This window comes from Stenotrophomonas sp. ESTM1D_MKCIP4_1, assembly GCF_003086895.1.
Taxonomy (GTDB): domain Bacteria; phylum Pseudomonadota; class Gammaproteobacteria; order Xanthomonadales; family Xanthomonadaceae; genus Stenotrophomonas.
The window spans coordinates 710,234-727,288 of sequence record NZ_CP026004.1 but is presented as its reverse complement, the minus strand read 5'-3'; the positions used below and the strand labels follow the sequence as shown (position 1 = coordinate 727,288).

Sequence of the window (17,055 nt, the reverse complement as noted above, 5' to 3'; positions counted from 1 at the left end):
CTCAGCGCACCTTCAGGGTGGCAAGGCCGATCAGCACGAGCACGACCGAGATGATCCAGAAGCGCACGATCACGCGCGGCTCCGGCCAGCCCTTCAGCTCGAAGTGGTGGTGGATCGGCGCCATGCGGAACACCCGCTTGCCGGTCAGCTTGAACGAGGCCACCTGGATCATCACCGACAGGGTTTCGATGACGAACACGCCCCCCATGATCACCAGCACCAGTTCCTGGCGGGTAATCACCGCAATCGTGCCCAGCACCGCGCCCAGCGCCAGCGCGCCGATATCGCCCATGAAGACCATGGCCGGGTAGGTGTTGAACCAGAGGAAGCCCAGGCCCGCACCGGCAATGGCCGCGCAGATGATGACCAGTTCACCGGCACCGGGAATCTGCGGAATCTGCAGGTAGTTGGCGAACACCACGTTGCCCGACGCGTAGGCGAACACGCCCAGGCCACAGGCCACCAGCACGGTGGGCATGATCGCCAGGCCGTCCAGGCCATCGGTCAGGTTGACGGCGTTGGAGAAGCCGACGATCCAGAAGTAAGCGATGGCCACGAAGCTGATGCCGGCCAGCGGCAGCGCGATCGACTTGAACATCGGGATGTAGAAGGTCAGCGCGGCGGGCACGTCGGCGGTCTGCAGCAGGAAGATGCCTGCCGCCAGGCCGAAAATCGACTGCAGCAGGTATTTCCAGCGCGAAGCCAGGCCGTTCGGGTCACGGCGCACGATCTTGATCCAATCGTCGTACCAGCCGATGGCGCCGAAGCACAGCATCACCGCCAGCACCAGCCACACGTAGCGGTTGCGCAGGTCGGCCCACATCAGCACCGACAGGGTGACGGTCAGCAGGATCAGCGAACCGCCCATGGTGGGCGTGCCGGCCTTGACGAAGTGCGTCTGCGGGCCGTCGGTACGGATCGGCTGGCCCCCCTTGAACTGGGCCAGCCGGCGGATGACCGCCGGGCCAAGCCACAACGACAGGAACAGCGCCGTCAGCGCTGCCAGGATCGCGCGGAAGGTCTGGTAGTTGAACAGCCCGAACAGGCTCTCCAACTGCTGCAACCATCGGGCCAGTTCATACAACATGCGGGGATTCCTCTCCTTGCGCCAGCAGCGCTTTGACGATCAGGTCCATGGCACTGCCACGGGAACCCTTGACCAGGCAGCGCACACCAGCGTGCAACTCATCCTGCAGCGCCTGTGACAGCGCATCATGGGTGGCGAAATGACGGCCGCCTTCGCCGAACGCGGCGGCAGCGGCAGCACTGAGCGGGCCCAGCGTGTACAGGCGCTTGAGGCCCGCCGCGCGCGAGCGCAGGCCGGCCTGTGCGTGCAGGGCCTCGGCATCCGGACCCAGCTCGCGCATGTCGCCCAGCACCAGCCAGCCCTCTTCCGGAGCGGCCGCCAGGGCATCGATGGCAGCCGCCAGCGAACCGGGGTTGGCGTTGTAGCTGTCGTCCACCAGCACCGCACCGTTGTGCAGCTGGTGGGCGATCTGGCGGCCCGGCACCGGCTGTGCGGCTGCCAGGCCCGAAGCCACCTGCGCCAGATCGATGCCAGCGGCCAGCGCCAGGCTGGCGGCGGCCAGCGCATTGCTGATGTTGTGGCGGCCCGGCAGGCCCAGCGCAATGCGCGCCTCGCCCTGCGGCGACACCAGGGTGAACTGGCTGCCCTGCGCACCCGTGCGGATGTCGCGCGCGGTGACATCGGCCGTGTGGTCCAGGCCGTAGCGCAGCACCGTGCAGCGCGCGGAGGTACCGACGAAATGCTGCTCGAACCAACGGCCGTAGGCATCATCGACATTGATGACGGCCACACCATCGGCCGGCAGGGCGGCGTAGATCGCGCCCTTGGTCACCGCCACGCCAAGCAGGCTGCCCATGCGTTCCAGGTGGGCCGGCGCAATGTTGTTGACCAGCGCGTAGCGCGGGCGGGCGATGTCGGTCAGGTAGGCGATGTCGCCCGGCTTGCCGGCGCCCATCTCGTAGACGGCGTAGTCGGCATCTTCCGGCGCATCGATCACCGCCAGCGGCAGGCCGATCTCGTTGTTGCGGTTGCCCGGATTGGCGTAGACCACCTTGTGGGCATGCGCGGCTTCCTGCTGCAGGATCGCCAGCAGCAGGCTCTTCACGCTGGTCTTGCCGTTGCTGCCGGTGATCGCGAACACCGCGGTGTCGCGGTCGCGCTGCATGCCGGCGGCGATCTTCGCCAGGGCCAGTTCGCTGTCGGCCACCAGCACCTGCGGCACGTCCAGCGGCAGCAGGCGCTCGACCAGCAGCGCGCTGGCGCCACGCGCCTGCGCGTCGGCGGCGAAATCATGGCCGTCGAACCGCTCGCCGCGCAGCGCCACGTACAGGCTGCCGTTGGCAAGGCTGCGGGTGTCATTGCTGACCGCATCGATGGCCACGTCATCGCCGTGGATCTCGCCACCGGCCCAGTGCGCGATCAGCGAAAGCAGGGTGCGCTTCATGCGATGCCCTCCCCGGCCTGCGTCGCGAGTACACCGGCCTTGGCAGCCAGCGCAGCGGCCGATACTTCGGTGTCGTCGAAGTCGTGGCGCACGCCCTTGACCTCCTGGTAGGGCTCGTGGCCCTTGCCGGCGATCAGAATGATGTCGCCCGCACCGGCGCGCTTCACCGCCAGGCCGATCGCCCGCGCGCGGCTGCGCTGCACGGTCACGGCCGAGGCATCAGTGAATCCGGCCAGGATGTCGGCCACGATCACATCGCCATCCTCGCCGCGCGGATTGTCGTCGGTGACGATGACCTGGTTGGCCAGGCGCTCGGCAATGGCGGCCATCTGCGGGCGCTTGCCGGTATCACGCTCGCCGCCGCAGCCGAACACGCAGTACAGCGTGCCCTGCAGGTGGCCGTGCAGGCTTTCCAGCGCCTGTTCCAGCGCATCGGGGGTGTGGGCGTAGTCGACCACCACGGTCGGCAGGCCGTGCTCGCCACCCAGGCGGTTCATGCGGCCGCGGATCGGCTGCAGCGCCGACAGCACCCCGGCAATCCGCTCGAGCGTCTCGCCCAGTGCATGCAGGCTGCCGGCCACGGCCAGCAGGTTGTCCACGTTGAAGCGGCCCAGCAGCGGCGACTGCACCGAGGCATGCGCACCGTCGATGACCAGCTCGAAGCCGATGCCACGCCCATCCAACTGCAGGCCTTCGGCACGCACGCGGGCATCGGCGGCGCCACGCGAGCTCAGGCCGATGGCCTGCACACCGGCCGGCAGGCCGGCAAACAGCTGGCGACCGAACGCATCATCCAGGTTCACCACCGCGGCCTTCAGGCCCGGGCGATGGAACAGTCGCGCCTTGGCTGCGCCGTAGCTGGCCATGTCACCGTGGTAATCCAGATGGTCGCGGGTGAGATTGGTGAACACCGCCACGTCGTAGTGCACAGCGTCCACGCGGCCCTGGTCCAGCGCGTGCGAGCTGACTTCCATCGCCACCGCGCGTGCACCGTCATCGCGCAGCTGCGCCAGCAGCGCATGCATCTGCAGCACCAGCGGGGTGGTGAAGCCGGTCGGTTCGACAGCGCCATAAAGTCCGGCACCCAACGTGCCGATACTTCCACTGGGCGTGCCAAGCAGGTGCCAGGCCTGGGCCAGCAGCTGCACGGTGGACGTTTTGCCGTTGGTGCCGGTCACGCCCACCATGGTCATGGCACGCGAAGGTGCGCCATGGAACTGGTCGGCCATCGCGCCCATGCGCGCGCGCAGGCCGGGCACGGCGATGGCATCGGCCGGCGCCGGCAGCTCGGCCGGGGCCGGCGGCTCGAACAGGATGGCGCTGGCACCGGCCGCGCGCGCCTGCTCGACAAAGCCCAGGCCATGCGCGCCGAAACCGGCGATGGCGACGAAGGCATTGCCGGGGCGCACGGCACGGCTGTCCAACACCAGGCCGGTCACCACGGGGTCGTGCCCTGCCAGGGCAACGTCGGGGAGCAACTGCGAAAGCAACATCGAAGGACTCATTGCGTGCCTCCCGCGGGCGGGGCCGGCACATGGTTCTGCGCGCTGGGCAGCGCGGCATCGAATTCGGCGGCAGCGTCGGCCGGCAGCGCGGTCTCGGCCGGTGGCGCCGGCAGGATGGAGGCCGAATGCCCCATCTTTCCGGACTGCTGGGCGGCCAGCCACGACTGCAGGTCGTCCAGCGGGACGTCCATCAGGCGCAGCGTGCCTTCCATTACGTTGTGGTACACCGGGGCCGATACCAGGCCACCGTAGAACTTGCCACCCTGCGGGTCGTTGATGACGATGACCGTGGCAAAGCGCGGGTTGGTGGCCGGCACCACGCCAGCGAACAGCGAGTTGTAGTGGCCACGCTCATAGCCGCCCGGGCCGGCCTTGCGCGCCGTACCCGTCTTGCCAGCCACGTGGTAACCGAGCACGGCCGCCTGCTTGGCGCCGCCCTGGGTCACCACGGTTTCCATCATGGCCACCACTTCCTTGGCCACCGCCGGGTCGATGATCTGCTTGCCTTCGTTGCGCTGACCTTTCACGAAGGTCGGCGCGATCAGCTTGCCGCCGTTGGCCAGCGCCGAATAGGCAGTGGCGATCTGCAGCGGCGTCACATTCAGGCCGTAGCCGTAGGACATGGTGGTCTTGGTGGCGCCATCCCAGTTGCCGGGGCGACGCACCACGCCACCGGATTCACCGGGGAAACCGCTGTGTGGCACCGAGCCATAGCCGAAGCGGCGCACACCGTCATAGAACGTCTGGTCGGTCATCTTGGCGGCGATCTTGGCCGCGCCGATGTTCGAGCTGCGGGTGATCACGCCGGTAACGTTCAGCACGCCGTTGTTGCGCGGCACGTCGCGGATGGTGAAGCGGGCCACCTGCATGTAGCCCGGGTTGGTATCGATGATGGTGTCCTTCGTCACCGCGCCGGACTGCAGCGCGGTGGCGATGGTCAGCGGCTTCATCGTCGAACCCGGCTCGACCAGATCGGTCACGGCGCGGTTGCGGCGCGTATCCGGCACCGCACCGTTGAGCGAATTCGGGTTGTAGGTCGGCAGGTTGACCATGGCCAGGATTTCGCCCGTGGCCACGTCCATGATCACCATCGAACCACCGGCCGCCTTGTTGGCCACCAGCGCGTTGCGCAGCTCCTTGAAGGCCAGGTACTGGATGCGGCGGTCGATGCTGAGGGTCAGGTCCTTGCCCGGCTCGGCGGCGCGCAGCAGATCGCTTTCGACCGTCTCACCCTTGCGGTTGCGGATGACGCGCTTGGCGCCGGCCTTGCCGCGCAGCCATTCGTCAAAGGCCAGTTCCAGCCCTTCCTGGCCGCGGTCGTCGATGTTGGTGAAGCCCAGCACGTGCGCCATCGCCTCACCCTGCGGGTAGAAGCGGCGGAATTCGCGCTGCGCGGCCACGCCCGGAATCTTCAGCGCGACCACTTTCTCTGCCTCGTCCGGATTGATCCGGCGGCGCAGGTACATGAATTCCTTGTCCGACTTCTGCGACAGGCGGCTGCTCAGTTCGTCCACCGACATGCCGACCGCCTGGGCCAGCTCGGGGATGCGATCCGGCGCGCGCAGCAGATCCTGCGGGTTCACCCAGATCGAAGCGACCGGCGTGGACACCGCCAGCGGCTCGCCATTGCGGTCGGTGATCATGCCGCGCGAGGTCTTGATCGGCAGCTCGCGCAGGTAACGCGCCTCGCCCTGCCGCTGGTAGAAATCGCTGTTGATGATCTGCACGTAGGCCGCACGGCCGACCAGCGACACCGAGCACAGGCCAAGCGCCAGCGCGACCCAGCGCAGGCGCTGGCGCAGGTTGAAGGCGTTGCGCGGGCGGTTGCGGCCGGCCTTGCTCATGGGCGCACCACCACCACATCGGCGGCTTCGGGGAACTTCATGCCCAGCTTCTCGCGGGCCACGCGGTCAACGCGGTTGGCTTCGGCAAGCGTGGCCTGTTCCAGCTGCAGGCGGCCGAATTCCAGGTTGATGTCATCGCGCGTGCGCTCGGCACGCGACAGCTCGATGAACGTCTGCCGATGACGGTGACGCACGAACACGACGCCGATCGCCGAGGCCACGGTGCAGGCCAACAGGATGATCAGCAGCAGCCGGCTCATGCATCGGCCTCCCGCTTCTGGGCCACGCGCAGCACAGCGCTGCGGGCACGCGGGTTGGCGGCCAGTTCTTCATCGGTGGCCTTGATGGCACCGCCGATCAGATCCAGGGTCGGCACGAAGGCGACGGCCTCGGGCAGGCGGCGGTTGGCCGGCGGCGCCTTGGCCAGGCGGTTCATGTACTGCTTGACGATGCGGTCTTCCAGCGAATGGAAGCTGATGACCGCCAGGCGGCCACCGGGCTTGAGCCGTTCCACGGCCGAATCAAGCCCGGCTTCCAGATCGGCCAGCTCGCGGTTGATGTGGATGCGGATGGCCTGGAAGCTGCGCGTGGCCGGGTGGATCTTGTCCTTGCCACGCGGCATCACCGAGGCAATGAGCTCGGCCAGTTCGGCGGTGCGGGTGAACGGCTGCTTCTCGCGGCGGGCGACGATGGCACGGGCGATGCGGCGGCTCTGCCGCTCTTCGCCGTAGGTCCACAGCACATCGGCAATCTCGCGGTCTTCGACGCGGTTGATCCACTGCGCCGCGCTTTCGCCGCTGTCCGGGTCCATGCGCATGTCCAGCGGGCCGTCCTTGCCGAAGCTGAAACCACGCTCGGCCACATCCAGCTGCGGCGAGGACACGCCGAGGTCGAACAGCACGCCATCCAGCCCTTCGGCGGTCGCATCCCACTGCAGCAGCTGGGCGAAGCTGCCACGGAAAATGGACACGCGCGGGTCCGGCGCGAAATCGCGCTCGGCCACGGCGATGGCTTCCGGATCCTTGTCCATGACCAGCAGGCGCCCCTCCGGGCCCAACTGGGTGAGCACGCCACGTGCATGACCGCCACGACCGAACGTGCCATCCAGATAACGTCCGTTTTCGATCACCCTCAGGCCGTCAATGACCTGGGTGTACAGGACCGGCAGGTGCACCGCCGGCGACTGCGACACCGGAAGGTGACCGGTCTGCGCTTCTGGGCGCATCCGGGCACCCCGGCTCACAACTTCAGGTCGAGCAACCCATCACCCAGATCCTCGTCAGACAATGTCTGCTGGATCAGGGCCCGATGCGCCTGCTCGCTCCACAATTCAAACTTGTCGCCCATACCGAGCAATACCGCCTTCTTTTCAATGCCCACCGCACCGCGGTGGCTGGCGGGAATGCTGATACGACCGTTGCCGTCCAGCTCCAGATGGGCGGCCGAGCCGACCAGCTTCTGCTGCAACAGGCGCACGACGCGCTGGGTGTTGGGCTTGGACATGACGTCGTCGCGGACCCGTTCCCATTCCGACTCGGCATACAGCCACAGGCAGCCGGCCTCGAACGGGTTGTAGGTAAGAACCAGGCGGTTGTTGCTGGCACGAGCGACGAGGTCGCGGTAAGCGGTGGGAACCGCCATGCGTCCTTTATCGTCAACTGTGATGGCCGTCTCGCCCTGGAACACGACGCGTGCACCCTTCCTTCGCCCGGTGAAACATTGAACCACGAAAACCCACAAAACACCCGGATTTCCCTCTGATGCCCACCTTAGCAGCGGCCCTAGGGTTGTCAACAACTTTTCAGCGGGGAAATCGCCAGCCACATCAATGGCTTGCAGCAATGTTTAGAGAATTGTTCAAGGCTTATCCACAAGTTGCTGATCCGTCTCAATTTTTGAGATTGAACAGAAGTTCAGGGGTGTGGAGAGCGCGTGAAACATGCGCTGCGCATTCATCCAGAACGCGGTGAAACCGGCGTCGGACTGCGCAAACCGGGCACAATGAGGCCATGTGCCTGCTTGCTCTTGGCTGGTTGCACCACCCGCGTTGGCGGCTGGTGATGGCTGGCAACCGTGATGAGTTCCACGCCCGCCCCACGGCGGCCCTGGCCCCCTGGCAGGACGAGCCGTCCATCATCGGTGGCCGCGACCTGCGCTCGGGTGGCGGCTGGGCCGGCGCCGGCCCGGCCGGCCGCATGGCCGTGGTGACCAACGTGCGCGATCCGCTGGCGGCGCAAGCCGGGCCTTCGCGCGGTGCACTGGTGGCCGATTTCCTGCGCGGCCGCGAAGCGGCGGCCGTGCACATGGACCGGCTGGCCGGCATCGCCGCCGCCTATGCCCCGTTCAACCTGTTGTTGGCCGATAACGACAGCCTGGAGTATCTGGGCAACCATCCGGCCGAGCGCCAGACCCTGGCCGCGGGCGTGCACGGCATGTCCAACGGCGCACTGGATGCGCCCTGGCCGAAGACCCGGCGGCTGATGGCCGCGCTCTCGGCGTGGCTGGAGGAAGACGGGGCCGCCGACGGGGTCGGATCCCTTTCGCAAAGCGAAAGAGCTCTGACCCCCTTATGGAATGCCCTCGCCGACGAACACCGCCCCGCCGACAGCGACCTGCCCGACACCGGCATCGGCCTGGAACGCGAGCGCTGGCTGAGCCCGGCCTTCATCCGCGGCGACGACTACGGCACCCGTGCCAGCACGGTACTGCTGATCGATGGACACGGCCACGGGCAGATGCACGAACGCCGCTTCGGCGCGCAGGGTGTATTCCTGGGCGAAAGCCGCGTCGATTTCTGACGTGACCGCACTTGCCGGCCGGCGGCCGGCACTACCAGGGGATTCCAGGCGCGTACCCGGTAGATCCACGCCATGCGTGGATGGCATCGCCGATGTAAGAAATGGAGGCGGAGCCGGCCGATAAGCCGGGTTCTGTCGTGGACAGTCATTCCTCTAGGCGTTACGTCACCGCAACGCTCAAGCAACCTACCCGGATCCAACGCGGGCCGCGCCAAAGGATCCCTATTTGGTCTTGCTCCAGGTGGGGTTTGCCGTGCCGGTCTGTTACCAGACTCGCGGTGCGCTCTTACCGCACCATTTCACCCTTACCGGCCTTCCGAAGAAGACGTAGGCGGTATCTTTCTGTTGCACTTTCCGTCGGCTTTCGCCGCCCAGGCGTTACCTGGCACCTTGCCCTATGGAGCCCGGACTTTCCTCGGCACCCCCGAAGGGATGACGCGACTGTCTGGCCGGCTCCGCCAGCGCATATTCTAGCGCAGTAGCGCCACGCCATGCGTGGCTGTGGAAACTTCGCCATCCACGCATGGCGTGGATCTACCGCCCGCGCATGACCGACAGCGCCACCAGCGGCACATCGAAGGTCAGCTCCCGCTCGAACACCTGCGAAGCGGCGCCTTCAGTCAGCCCGCCCTCGAAACGGCGGACCGTCACCGCCACGCGGTCTTCCGGCTCGTATTTCCTCAGTACCCGGCCGATGGCCAGCACCGTCGTCACCGGCGTGCCATCCACCGCCAGTACCCGGTCATGACTGCGCAGGCCAGCACGGTGGGCCGGTGAATCGACCACCACTTCTTCAATCAGGGTGCCCGCCTCCATGGTCACCCCCAGCATCGCGCGCATGCCTTCCGGACGGTCATCCGGTGCAGCCGCAGCCGCCAGAGCGATATCCGCCTGCGCGACCAGCAGCGTATCCAGGTAGGCATCAAAGCCGTTTGCCAGTGACACCAGACGAGCACAATCGGTGCGCGTGCGTGCGGGCGGCGCATCCCCGTTGGCCTCGACCGCTGCCGCCAGCGCCTGCCATTGCCGGGCCGCCACGTGCTTCACCTGGGTGGTGCTGAGCTGCCGGTACGCCCGTTCAATGCGCTCGCGCAGATCCGGCGCGCCCTGCAGGCAGGCGTCGCGGGTGTCGATCACGTCACGCGCGGCGTAATAGCGCATGCGCGCGGGTACGCCCAGTTCCGGCACGCCATCGGGAATCGCGCTGCGCTGCGGGTCGATGATCTCGTAGCCAACCAGCCCTTCGCCGCGCGCGCCGTCCTGCGCTGGGGCCGCCTGCGCGGCCAGCAATCCCACCAGCACTGCAAGCAGGCGCTGCAGTCGTATCGGTTGCGGAATCCATTGCCTTGCCATCGTTACCTCCCTGTTGTGCAGGAACGGCTGAACCTGCGTTCCAGAACGTCGGTACTTCTTTCCTTTCAACAGACAGCATGGAACACCTGCGCCAGGGCTTATCCGTGCAATGGCCCAGGCTTTGCGGGTCGAAGCCCCTGCGGGGATCCGACCCCACCCTAGTAGAGCCACGCCATGCGTGGCTGCATGGATTACGTCATCCACGCATGGCGTGGATCTACTGGGGTGCGACTCATCCACGCATGGCGTGGATCTACTGGGGTGCGACTCATCCACGCATGGCGTGGATCTACTGGGGTGCGACTCATCCACGCATGGCGTGGATCTACCGTTCGCCGGGCATGGCCCGGCGCTGCCGGTCAGCTGCCGTACAACGCCTTGCGCGGGGCGCCGGTCAGTTCGGCGGCCAGCTTGGCGGCGGTCGACGGCGGCAGGTGCTCGCTCAGCTTGGCGTAGACGTGGCGGCCATGCGCCAGCTGCGCTTCGGCATCATCGCCGGCACCCTGCACCATCACCACGAACTCGCCCTTGCGCTGGTTCTCGTCGGCCTCGACCCTGGCCAGCAGGCCGGCCAGATCACCATCCAGCACGGTCTCGAACAGTTTGGTCAGCTCGCGCGCCAGCACGGCCGGGCGCTCGCCGCCGAAGATCGCGGCCATGTCAGCCAGCGATTCGGCGATGCGGTGCGAGGATTCGTAGAACACCATCGTGCGCACTTCGCCGGCCAACGCCTGCAGGCGGTCACGGCGGCCGCTGGCCTTGGCCGGCAGGAAGCCCTCGAAGCTGAAGCGGTCGCTGGGCAGGCCGGCCACGCTGAGCGCGGCGATGGCGGCGCAGGCACCGGGAATGGGGCTGACCTTGATGCCCGCCGCGCGCGCGGCGCGGACCAGGCGGAACCCGGGGTCACTGACCAGCGGCGTGCCGGCATCACTGACCAGGGCCAGCGACTCGCCGGCCTGCAGGCGCGTCACCAGGCGCTGCGACAGGGCCTCTTCGTTGTGCTCGTGCAGGGCCACCAGCGGCTGCTGGATGCCGAAGTGGGACAGCAGCTGGCCGCTGCGGCGGGTGTCTTCGGCACAGATGGCCGCCACCGAGCGCAGCACCTCCTGCGCGCGCGGGCTCAGATCGGCCAGGTTGCCGATCGGCGTGGCGACGACATACAGGGTTGGCACACTCATTTCAGCGGTACTCACGGGGCAAGGGTAGAATCCTAGCGTGTACCTGGCCAAGGCCGCTGCCCTCATCGCATGGACCCGATCATGAACAAGCCCGCCGCACGCATCTCCGCCCTGTCGTTGTCGCTGATGCTTCTGGCCGGTTGTGCCACCACCAGCCTTGTCAGCGCCCCCGAATCGCCGGCCCAGAGCCAGGCGCTGGCGCTGATCGAACAAGGCAAGCCGCGCGACGCTGCCCTGCAGCTGGAAGCGCAGGCCGCCACCCTGCGCGGCGGTGCCCGCAGCAATACCCTGGCCGATGCGGCCTGGGCCTGGCACCTGGCCGGTGACAGCGCCCGCGCGCGCAGCCTGCTGGGCCAGCTGACCGCCCGCCAGCTGTCCGGCGCCAGCCTGCAGCGCTTCCAGCTGGCCAGCGCCGAGCTGGCACTGGCCGACAAGCAGCCGGCGCAGGCCCTGGCCCTGCTGAAGGAGCACGGCGACAGCGTGCACCCCAGCCTGCGTACCCGTTGGTACCTGGCCCGCGCCAGCGCCCTGCAGGCCAGCGGTGACAGCTTCGCCGCAGCGACCGAGCGTGCCCGCGCCCATGCCGGCCTGACCGGCACCGCCCGCAACGAGAACCAAGCCGCGATCGCCGGGCTGCTGGGCACCCTGGACGATGCCACCCTGCGCAGCCGCGCCGCGGCGCTGCCGGCCAACGACCCGCTTTACAACTTCGCCGGCCGCGCGTTGATCGCCCGCGGCCTGCCGCTGCCGCGCCCGTTCGATCGCGACGGTGCCGCCCAGTTCGATACCAGCAAGCGCCCGCCGGCCATGAGTGATGGCTACCGCCCGCCGGCGAAGATGGCCGTGCTGCTGCCGCTGAGCGGCCGCCTGGCCACCGCCGCACAGCCGGTGCGCGATGGCCTGCTGGCCGCCTATTACGGTGAAAGCCGCCGCCGCCCGGACATCAACTTCTTCGATACCGCCGGTACCCCGGCCGGTGCGCTGGCCGCGTATGACAAGGCCGTGGCCTCCGGTGCCGACTTCGTGGTCGGCCCGCTGGGCCGCGACGAAGTGGATGCGGTCTACGGCCGCCAGCCGCTGCAGGTGCCGGTGCTGGCCCTGAACCGCGGCAAGGACGCGCCGCCGGCCGGCAGCGCCGGCTTCTCGCTGGCGCCGGAAGACGACGGCATCGTTGCCGCCGAGTACCTGCGTGGCCGCGAGCGCAACCGCGCCCTGGTCATCAGCAGCAACGACGACACCGGCCGCCGTGCCGCCGCCGCCTTCGCCCAGCGCTTCGCCCAGCGCGGTGGCCAGGTGGCCGCCACGGTCTCCGTTGCCGAAGCGGTGGGTGATGTCAGCGCGCAGGTGCGCAATGCCGGCCAGATCGATGCCGTGTTCCTGGCCGTGCGTGCGCCGCAGGCGCGCCTGCTGGCGCCGCAGCTGGCCCTGGCCGGTGCCGGTGGCGCAACGCGCGTCGGTACCAGCCAGCTGACCACCGGCAGCGGCAAGGCCGAGGAAGACGTGGCGCTGGACGGCATCATCTACCCGAACGAAGCCTGGAACGTGCGCAGCGTCTCCGGCGTGCCGTCGGCCGCGCAGGTGGCCCAGACCCTGCCCAGCGCACGCGGCGCCGCCAGCCGCCTGTTCGCCTTCGGTGCCGATGCGTGGAAGATCAGCGCTTACCTGGACAAGCTGTCGAACGAGGGCGGCCTGGATGGCGCCACCGGCACGCTGTACCTGGACAGCAACGGCAACATCCTGCGTCAGCCGGCGTGGTCCACTTTCAGCGGTGGCCGCCCGATGCCGATCGTCGGTGGTCGCTGAGCATCTGCAACGGGGCTCGGCGGTGGAAGCCGCCGCCGAGCAGCACCTGCAGCAGGCCGGGTTGCAGCCGCGCGCACGCAACGTGCGCTATCGCGGCGGTGAACTGGACCTGGTGATGGACGACGCGGGCACCGTGGTGTTCGTGGAAGTGCGTTACCGCGCGAGTGCGGATTTCGGTGGCGGCGCGGCCTCGGTGGATGTGCGCAAATGCCGGCGCCTGGCCCATGCCGCGCTGTTGTACCTGCAGGCGCATCCCGCGCTGGCCGATGCGCCCTGCCGTTTCGATGTGGTGGAAGCCAGTGGCGATCCGCCGCAGCTGCGGTGGCTGCGCGATGCGTTCCGGCTGGATGACTGCTGATGCCTACCCTTGCTCTGGTAGCGGCCGAACTTGGTCGGCGCCCGCCCGCTCTGGTAGAGGCCGACCTTGGTCGGCGCTTCTGTGCCAACCAAGGTTGGCACCTACCAGAGCGCAGCCTGGCCAGCACTACCCTGGTTTGTGACTGATGCCGTCGATCATCACCCATGCCGCCGTGCCGCTGGCGCTGTGGTGCGCCGCTGACCGCGGCCGCATTCCGCCGCGCCTGCTGGCCGCCGGCGTGATTGCAGCCATGCTGCCCGATGCCGACGTACTGGCGTTCGCGCTGCACATTCCCTACGCCGATGCGTTCGGCCACCGTGGCGCCAGCCATTCGCTGCTGTTCGCCTGCGTGCTGGCGGCATTGGCCGCAGTGTTGGCGTTCTTTGCTGGCGGCCGATCCTGGTCGCCGCCACACAGCTCCGGTAGTCGCCGACCTTGGTCGGCGGTTCTGTGCCAACCAAGGTTGGCACCTACCAAGGCAGGGCCAACGGTGGCATCGCCCCTGCAGGCTGCCGCATTCGTCTTCGTCTGCGCGGCCAGCCACCCATTGCTGGATGCGATGACCTCCGGCGGGCTGGGCGTCGCCCTGGCCTGGCCGTGGAGCGAACACCGCTTCTTCGCGCCGTGGCGGCCGATCCGCGTTTCACCGTTTGCCCCGCAGTTCTTCAGCACACGTGGCCTGGCCACGTTGTTGTCGGAACTGCGCTGGGTGTGGCTGCCGCTGGCCGGCGCCGTCGTTGCCTGGAAACTGATCAACCCCACCCCTGCTGCCCCACGAGATACACCATGAGTACTGCCCTGCCCGCCGCGCTCGTTGCCGAACTGTCCACCCTGCTGGGCACGGAGGGCTGGCGCGTGGATGACGGTGCGCTGGACGCCAACGCGCAGGACAACTCCTGGCGCCGCCAGCGCCCGGAGGCCGTGGCGCTGCCGGCCGACATCGAACAGGTGCAGGCCCTGGTGCGCACCTGCCGCGCGCATGGCGTGGCCCTGGTGGCGCGTGGCGCAGGCACCGGCACCACGGGCGCCGCTGTACCGCAGCCGGGCAGTGTCGTGCTGTCGTTCACCCGCATGGACGCGATCCTCGACATCCGCGCGGGCGACCGCTGCGCCGTGGTGCAGCCGGGCGTGCTGAACGGCACGCTGCAGCAGGCGCTGGCCCCGCACGGCCTGTTCTGGGCACCCGACCCGTCCAGCGCGGAGATCTGCAGCATCGGCGGCAACCTGGCCTGCAATGCCGGCGGCCCGCGCGCGGTGAAGTACGGCACCAGCCGCGACAACGTGCTCGGCCTGGTGGCCGTCACCGGTACCGGCGAGGTGATCCGCTGCGGTGGCGCCTACACCAAGGATGCCACCGGCTATGACCTCACCCACCTGCTGGTGGGCAGCGAGGGCACGCTGGCACTCATCGTGGAAGCCACCTTGAAGCTGACCCCGCTGCCCGTCAGCCAGGCCGGCCTGCGCGTGCTGTACCGCGATGCCGATGCGGCTGCGGCCGCCGTCTCGAGACTGATGTCGCAGCCGGTCGTGCCCACCCGGCTGGAATTCATGGATGCACGCAGCCTGCAGCTGCTGCGCTTGAATGGTGCCGAGGTGCCCGAAGCCGGCGCGATGCTGCTGGTCGAGGCCGACGGCGACCACGACACCCTGCCCTACCTGCTGCAGGCGCTGGCCAGTGCCGCCGAAGGGGACGGCGTGCTCGAACTCGATGTGGCGATGGAAGGCCGCGCGCGCGACCAGCTGTGGGCTGCGCGCAAGGCGTTGTCACCCGCGCTGCGCAGCGTTGCGCCGGGCAAGATCAATGAAGACGTAGTGGTGCCGGTCTCGCGCATTCCCGATCTGGTGGCCGGCGTGCAGGCGCTGGCGCGCGAGTACACGCTGACCATCGTCACCTTCGGCCATGCCGGCAACGGAAACCTGCACGTCAACATCCTCTACCACCCGGAGGATGCCGACGAAAACGCACGCGCACATGCGGCGCTGCCGAAGATCTTCGCACTGACGCTGGCACTGGGCGGCACCTTGTCCGGCGAGCACGGCATCGGCCTGGCCAAGCGCGATTTCATGGCGCAGGCATTCACCCCGGCCACCTTGGCAACGATGCGGGCGATCAAGGCGGCGCTGGATCCGGATGGGATCCTCAACCCCGGCAAGGTGCTGCCGCCAGCGTGAGGTTTCGCCGTACGGCGACTTTGCTCGGCTTTTGTAGAGCCGAGCCCGTGCTCGGCTGCTCTTCGCCTTTGTAGAGTCGAGCCATGCTCGACTGCTCCTCGCAACAGCCGAGCATGGGCTCTGCTCTACAGGTCTGTCGCAATCGGCACGCACAGCCGGTGTGTCATCGCTTTGCGAGTTTTTCGAGCTTTCCAACTTTCCTCATTGGCAGCACAAACGCTGCGTGCAAATCATGTGGGGCCACCGACAACGGGTGGCACGGGCTTCCAATCCCGTTTGGTAACACTGTTGTTTACGCTTGTCTGCCGGCGTCGCGCATCCCCTGTGCGTGACGTCGGCAGGCAATCCGTCCGCGTGCTTCATGGCGGGCGGTGCGTGGGGGCCTCGTGCCCGCCGGCGTTTCGCAGTGTTACCACCGGTATTGGAACCACGCACCGTCCGCCACCCTCGCTGCCAAGCGGGGTGGCTCCCTTTGCCACACGCATGAGGACGCCGCCATGAGCGCCAGTCACTATCCCTTTCTGTTTGCCACCCTCGGCGAGGCCGCCGCGCGCCTGCCCGATGACCTGGCCCGCACGCTCGAAACCACGCTGTCCAGCCTGCAGGCGGGCGCCGCCAACGGCGTCACGCTGTTGGGTTGCCTGCGCACCATCCACGACGTGGATGCTGCCGATGGTCAACCATTGCCTGCCGCCGGGCGCACCCAGAGCCAACGCTGGGCCCTGTCCCGTATCGACCGCGCCAATGCTGGCCTGACCTTCCTGGTGGAACTGCTGCAGGCCAGCGAACGCGTGCGCGTGGATGGCGATGAAAGCCAGCAACTGGGGGATGGCGCGCGCGAAGCGCTGCTGCTGGCGTGTCGAGGGCTGTGCGAGTACGTGGGGTTGCAGGTGCACGCGGCCTGACAGGCTCGGTCTTCGGTTGCCGCCGGGCATGGCCCGGCGCTACCGGTGCATTGCGCGTTTGCCGCCGGGCGTGGCCCGGGGTACCGCGCCAGGGTGGGGATACTGGCGGCTGCGTTGCGCCTGCCGCAGGCGTTGCGCTTAGTCGTAATCCGCCGTCACCGTGATTTCGGTCTGCACCGCACCCGCCGTAACCGCACCCAGCGTTGGCAGGTAATACCCGGCGCGCAACGCGAAGGTCGCGGTGGCACCGGTCACCGGCACGTCAATGCCGGTATCGCCGTTTTTCAGGTAGGTCGTGCCAGTGGCGCCCTGCAGCAGCGCAACTGATACGCCGTCGGCCGCGTCGGTGGCGGCGGTGTTCTTCCAGCGCTCGGCATCGCCGTCGGCGGCGGTACCGGCGAAGGACAGCGTGGCCTTGGTCACGCCTACGCAGCCAGTGAAATCCAGCGTGCCGGCTTTGAGCTGGTTATCCCCCTGGGTGAGTTCGTTGGCTTTGACCGGGTCCAGCGTGATGGCCGGCGCGTTCAAGGTGCAGGTCCCGGGCAGCACGCGGCCGCTGATGGTGAGCGTGGCGGAATCCGCCAGTGCGGCAGGCGCGGTGGCCATCAATGCGAGGAACAAGGCGTTACGCAGGACAAGGGCAGTCATGAGAATCTCCTGTGGAAGGG

16 protein-coding genes and 1 other RNA gene are annotated in these 17,055 nt (G+C 68.1%); 6 read left to right on the top strand and 11 right to left on the bottom strand.

The window, feature by feature from the left end; translation table 11 throughout:
- Position 1 precedes the first annotated feature (1 nt).
- From mraY to mraZ, 7 genes are read right to left on the bottom strand one after another with little or no spacing between them, the layout of a single operon-like run.
- Positions 2–1,087, bottom strand: a complete 1,086-nt coding sequence (mraY, locus tag C1924_RS03245; RefSeq protein ID WP_079220628.1) for a phospho-N-acetylmuramoyl-pentapeptide-transferase — start codon at positions 1,085–1,087, stop codon at positions 2–4.
- Entirely contained in the window at positions 1,077–2,471 is a 1,395-nt protein-coding gene (gene murF, locus C1924_RS03240; RefSeq protein WP_108764058.1) for a UDP-N-acetylmuramoyl-tripeptide--D-alanyl-D-alanine ligase, read from the bottom strand. The genes mraY and murF overlap by 11 nt, the downstream gene beginning before the upstream one ends.
- Complete coding sequence (locus C1924_RS03235; protein ID WP_108764057.1) at positions 2,468–3,976, bottom strand: UDP-N-acetylmuramoyl-L-alanyl-D-glutamate--2,6-diaminopimelate ligase; 1,509 nt, start codon at positions 3,974–3,976, stop codon at positions 2,468–2,470. The genes murF and C1924_RS03235 overlap by 4 nt, the downstream gene beginning before the upstream one ends.
- Positions 3,973–5,820, bottom strand: coding sequence for a penicillin-binding protein 2 (locus C1924_RS03230; protein ID WP_108764056.1), 1,848 nt, complete (start codon positions 5,818–5,820; stop codon positions 3,973–3,975). Before C1924_RS03230 ends, C1924_RS03235 begins: the two co-directional genes overlap by 4 nt.
- The gene (ftsL, locus tag C1924_RS03225) at positions 5,817–6,080 is read right to left on the bottom strand and encodes a cell division protein FtsL (protein WP_079220624.1); all 264 of its coding nucleotides are present in this window, start codon (positions 6,078–6,080) and stop codon (positions 5,817–5,819) included. The genes C1924_RS03230 and ftsL overlap by 4 nt, the downstream gene beginning before the upstream one ends.
- Complete coding sequence (rsmH, locus tag C1924_RS03220; protein ID WP_108764055.1) at positions 6,077–7,045, bottom strand: 16S rRNA (cytosine(1402)-N(4))-methyltransferase RsmH; 969 nt, start codon at positions 7,043–7,045, stop codon at positions 6,077–6,079. Before rsmH ends, ftsL begins: the two co-directional genes overlap by 4 nt.
- Positions 7,046–7,059: 14 nt before the next feature.
- A complete protein-coding gene (mraZ, locus tag C1924_RS03215) occupies positions 7,060–7,506 on the bottom strand; it encodes a division/cell wall cluster transcriptional repressor MraZ (RefSeq protein WP_004143635.1) in 447 nt (148 codons plus the stop codon).
- A gap of 323 nt (positions 7,507–7,829) precedes the next feature.
- Between mraZ and C1924_RS03210 the strand changes: the two genes are divergently transcribed.
- Entirely contained in the window at positions 7,830–8,618 is a 789-nt protein-coding gene (locus C1924_RS03210; protein ID WP_108764054.1) for an NRDE family protein, read from the top strand.
- Between the two features lie 105 nt (positions 8,619–8,723).
- On the opposite strand, the gene rnpB is transcribed toward C1924_RS03210, so the two are convergent.
- From rnpB to rsmI, 3 genes are all read right to left on the bottom strand, one after another.
- Positions 8,724–9,075, bottom strand: an RNA gene (rnpB, locus tag C1924_RS03205) — RNase P RNA component class A.
- Positions 9,076–9,152: 77 nt separating this feature from the next.
- Entirely contained in the window at positions 9,153–9,971 is an 819-nt protein-coding gene (locus C1924_RS03200) for a PDZ domain-containing protein (protein WP_108764053.1), read from the bottom strand.
- A 359-nt stretch (positions 9,972–10,330) separates the two neighbouring features.
- A complete protein-coding gene (gene rsmI / locus C1924_RS03195; RefSeq protein WP_108764052.1) occupies positions 10,331–11,149 on the bottom strand; it encodes a 16S rRNA (cytidine(1402)-2'-O)-methyltransferase in 819 nt (272 codons plus the stop codon).
- Positions 11,150–11,230: 81 nt separating this feature from the next.
- Between rsmI and C1924_RS03190 the strand changes: the two genes are divergently transcribed.
- The 5 genes from C1924_RS03190 (at position 11,231) to C1924_RS03170 (ending at position 16,387) form a co-directional block, all read left to right on the top strand.
- The gene (locus C1924_RS03190) at positions 11,231–12,952 is read left to right on the top strand and encodes a penicillin-binding protein activator (RefSeq protein ID WP_108764051.1); all 1,722 of its coding nucleotides are present in this window, start codon (positions 11,231–11,233) and stop codon (positions 12,950–12,952) included.
- On the top strand, positions 12,942–13,310 hold the full coding sequence (locus tag C1924_RS03185) for a YraN family protein (protein WP_174208934.1): 369 nt from the start codon (positions 12,942–12,944) through the stop codon (positions 13,308–13,310). Before C1924_RS03190 ends, C1924_RS03185 begins: the two co-directional genes overlap by 11 nt.
- Before the next feature lie 145 nt (positions 13,311–13,455).
- Positions 13,456–14,100: a metal-dependent hydrolase gene (locus C1924_RS03180; protein WP_108764049.1), complete on the top strand. Its 645-nt coding sequence runs from the start codon at positions 13,456–13,458 to the stop codon at positions 14,098–14,100.
- On the top strand, positions 14,097–15,482 hold the full coding sequence (locus tag C1924_RS03175; RefSeq protein WP_108764048.1) for an FAD-linked oxidase C-terminal domain-containing protein: 1,386 nt from the start codon (positions 14,097–14,099) through the stop codon (positions 15,480–15,482). The genes C1924_RS03180 and C1924_RS03175 overlap by 4 nt, the downstream gene beginning before the upstream one ends.
- 497 nt (positions 15,483–15,979) lie before the next feature.
- Positions 15,980–16,387: a hypothetical protein gene (locus tag C1924_RS03170; protein WP_108764047.1), complete on the top strand. Its 408-nt coding sequence runs from the start codon at positions 15,980–15,982 to the stop codon at positions 16,385–16,387.
- A gap of 138 nt (positions 16,388–16,525) precedes the next feature.
- Here the strand turns inward: C1924_RS03170 and C1924_RS03165 are convergent, their stop codons facing one another.
- Positions 16,526–17,035: a fimbrial protein gene (locus C1924_RS03165; protein WP_108764046.1), complete on the bottom strand. Its 510-nt coding sequence runs from the start codon at positions 17,033–17,035 to the stop codon at positions 16,526–16,528.
- Positions 17,036–17,055: the final 20 nt, after the last annotated feature.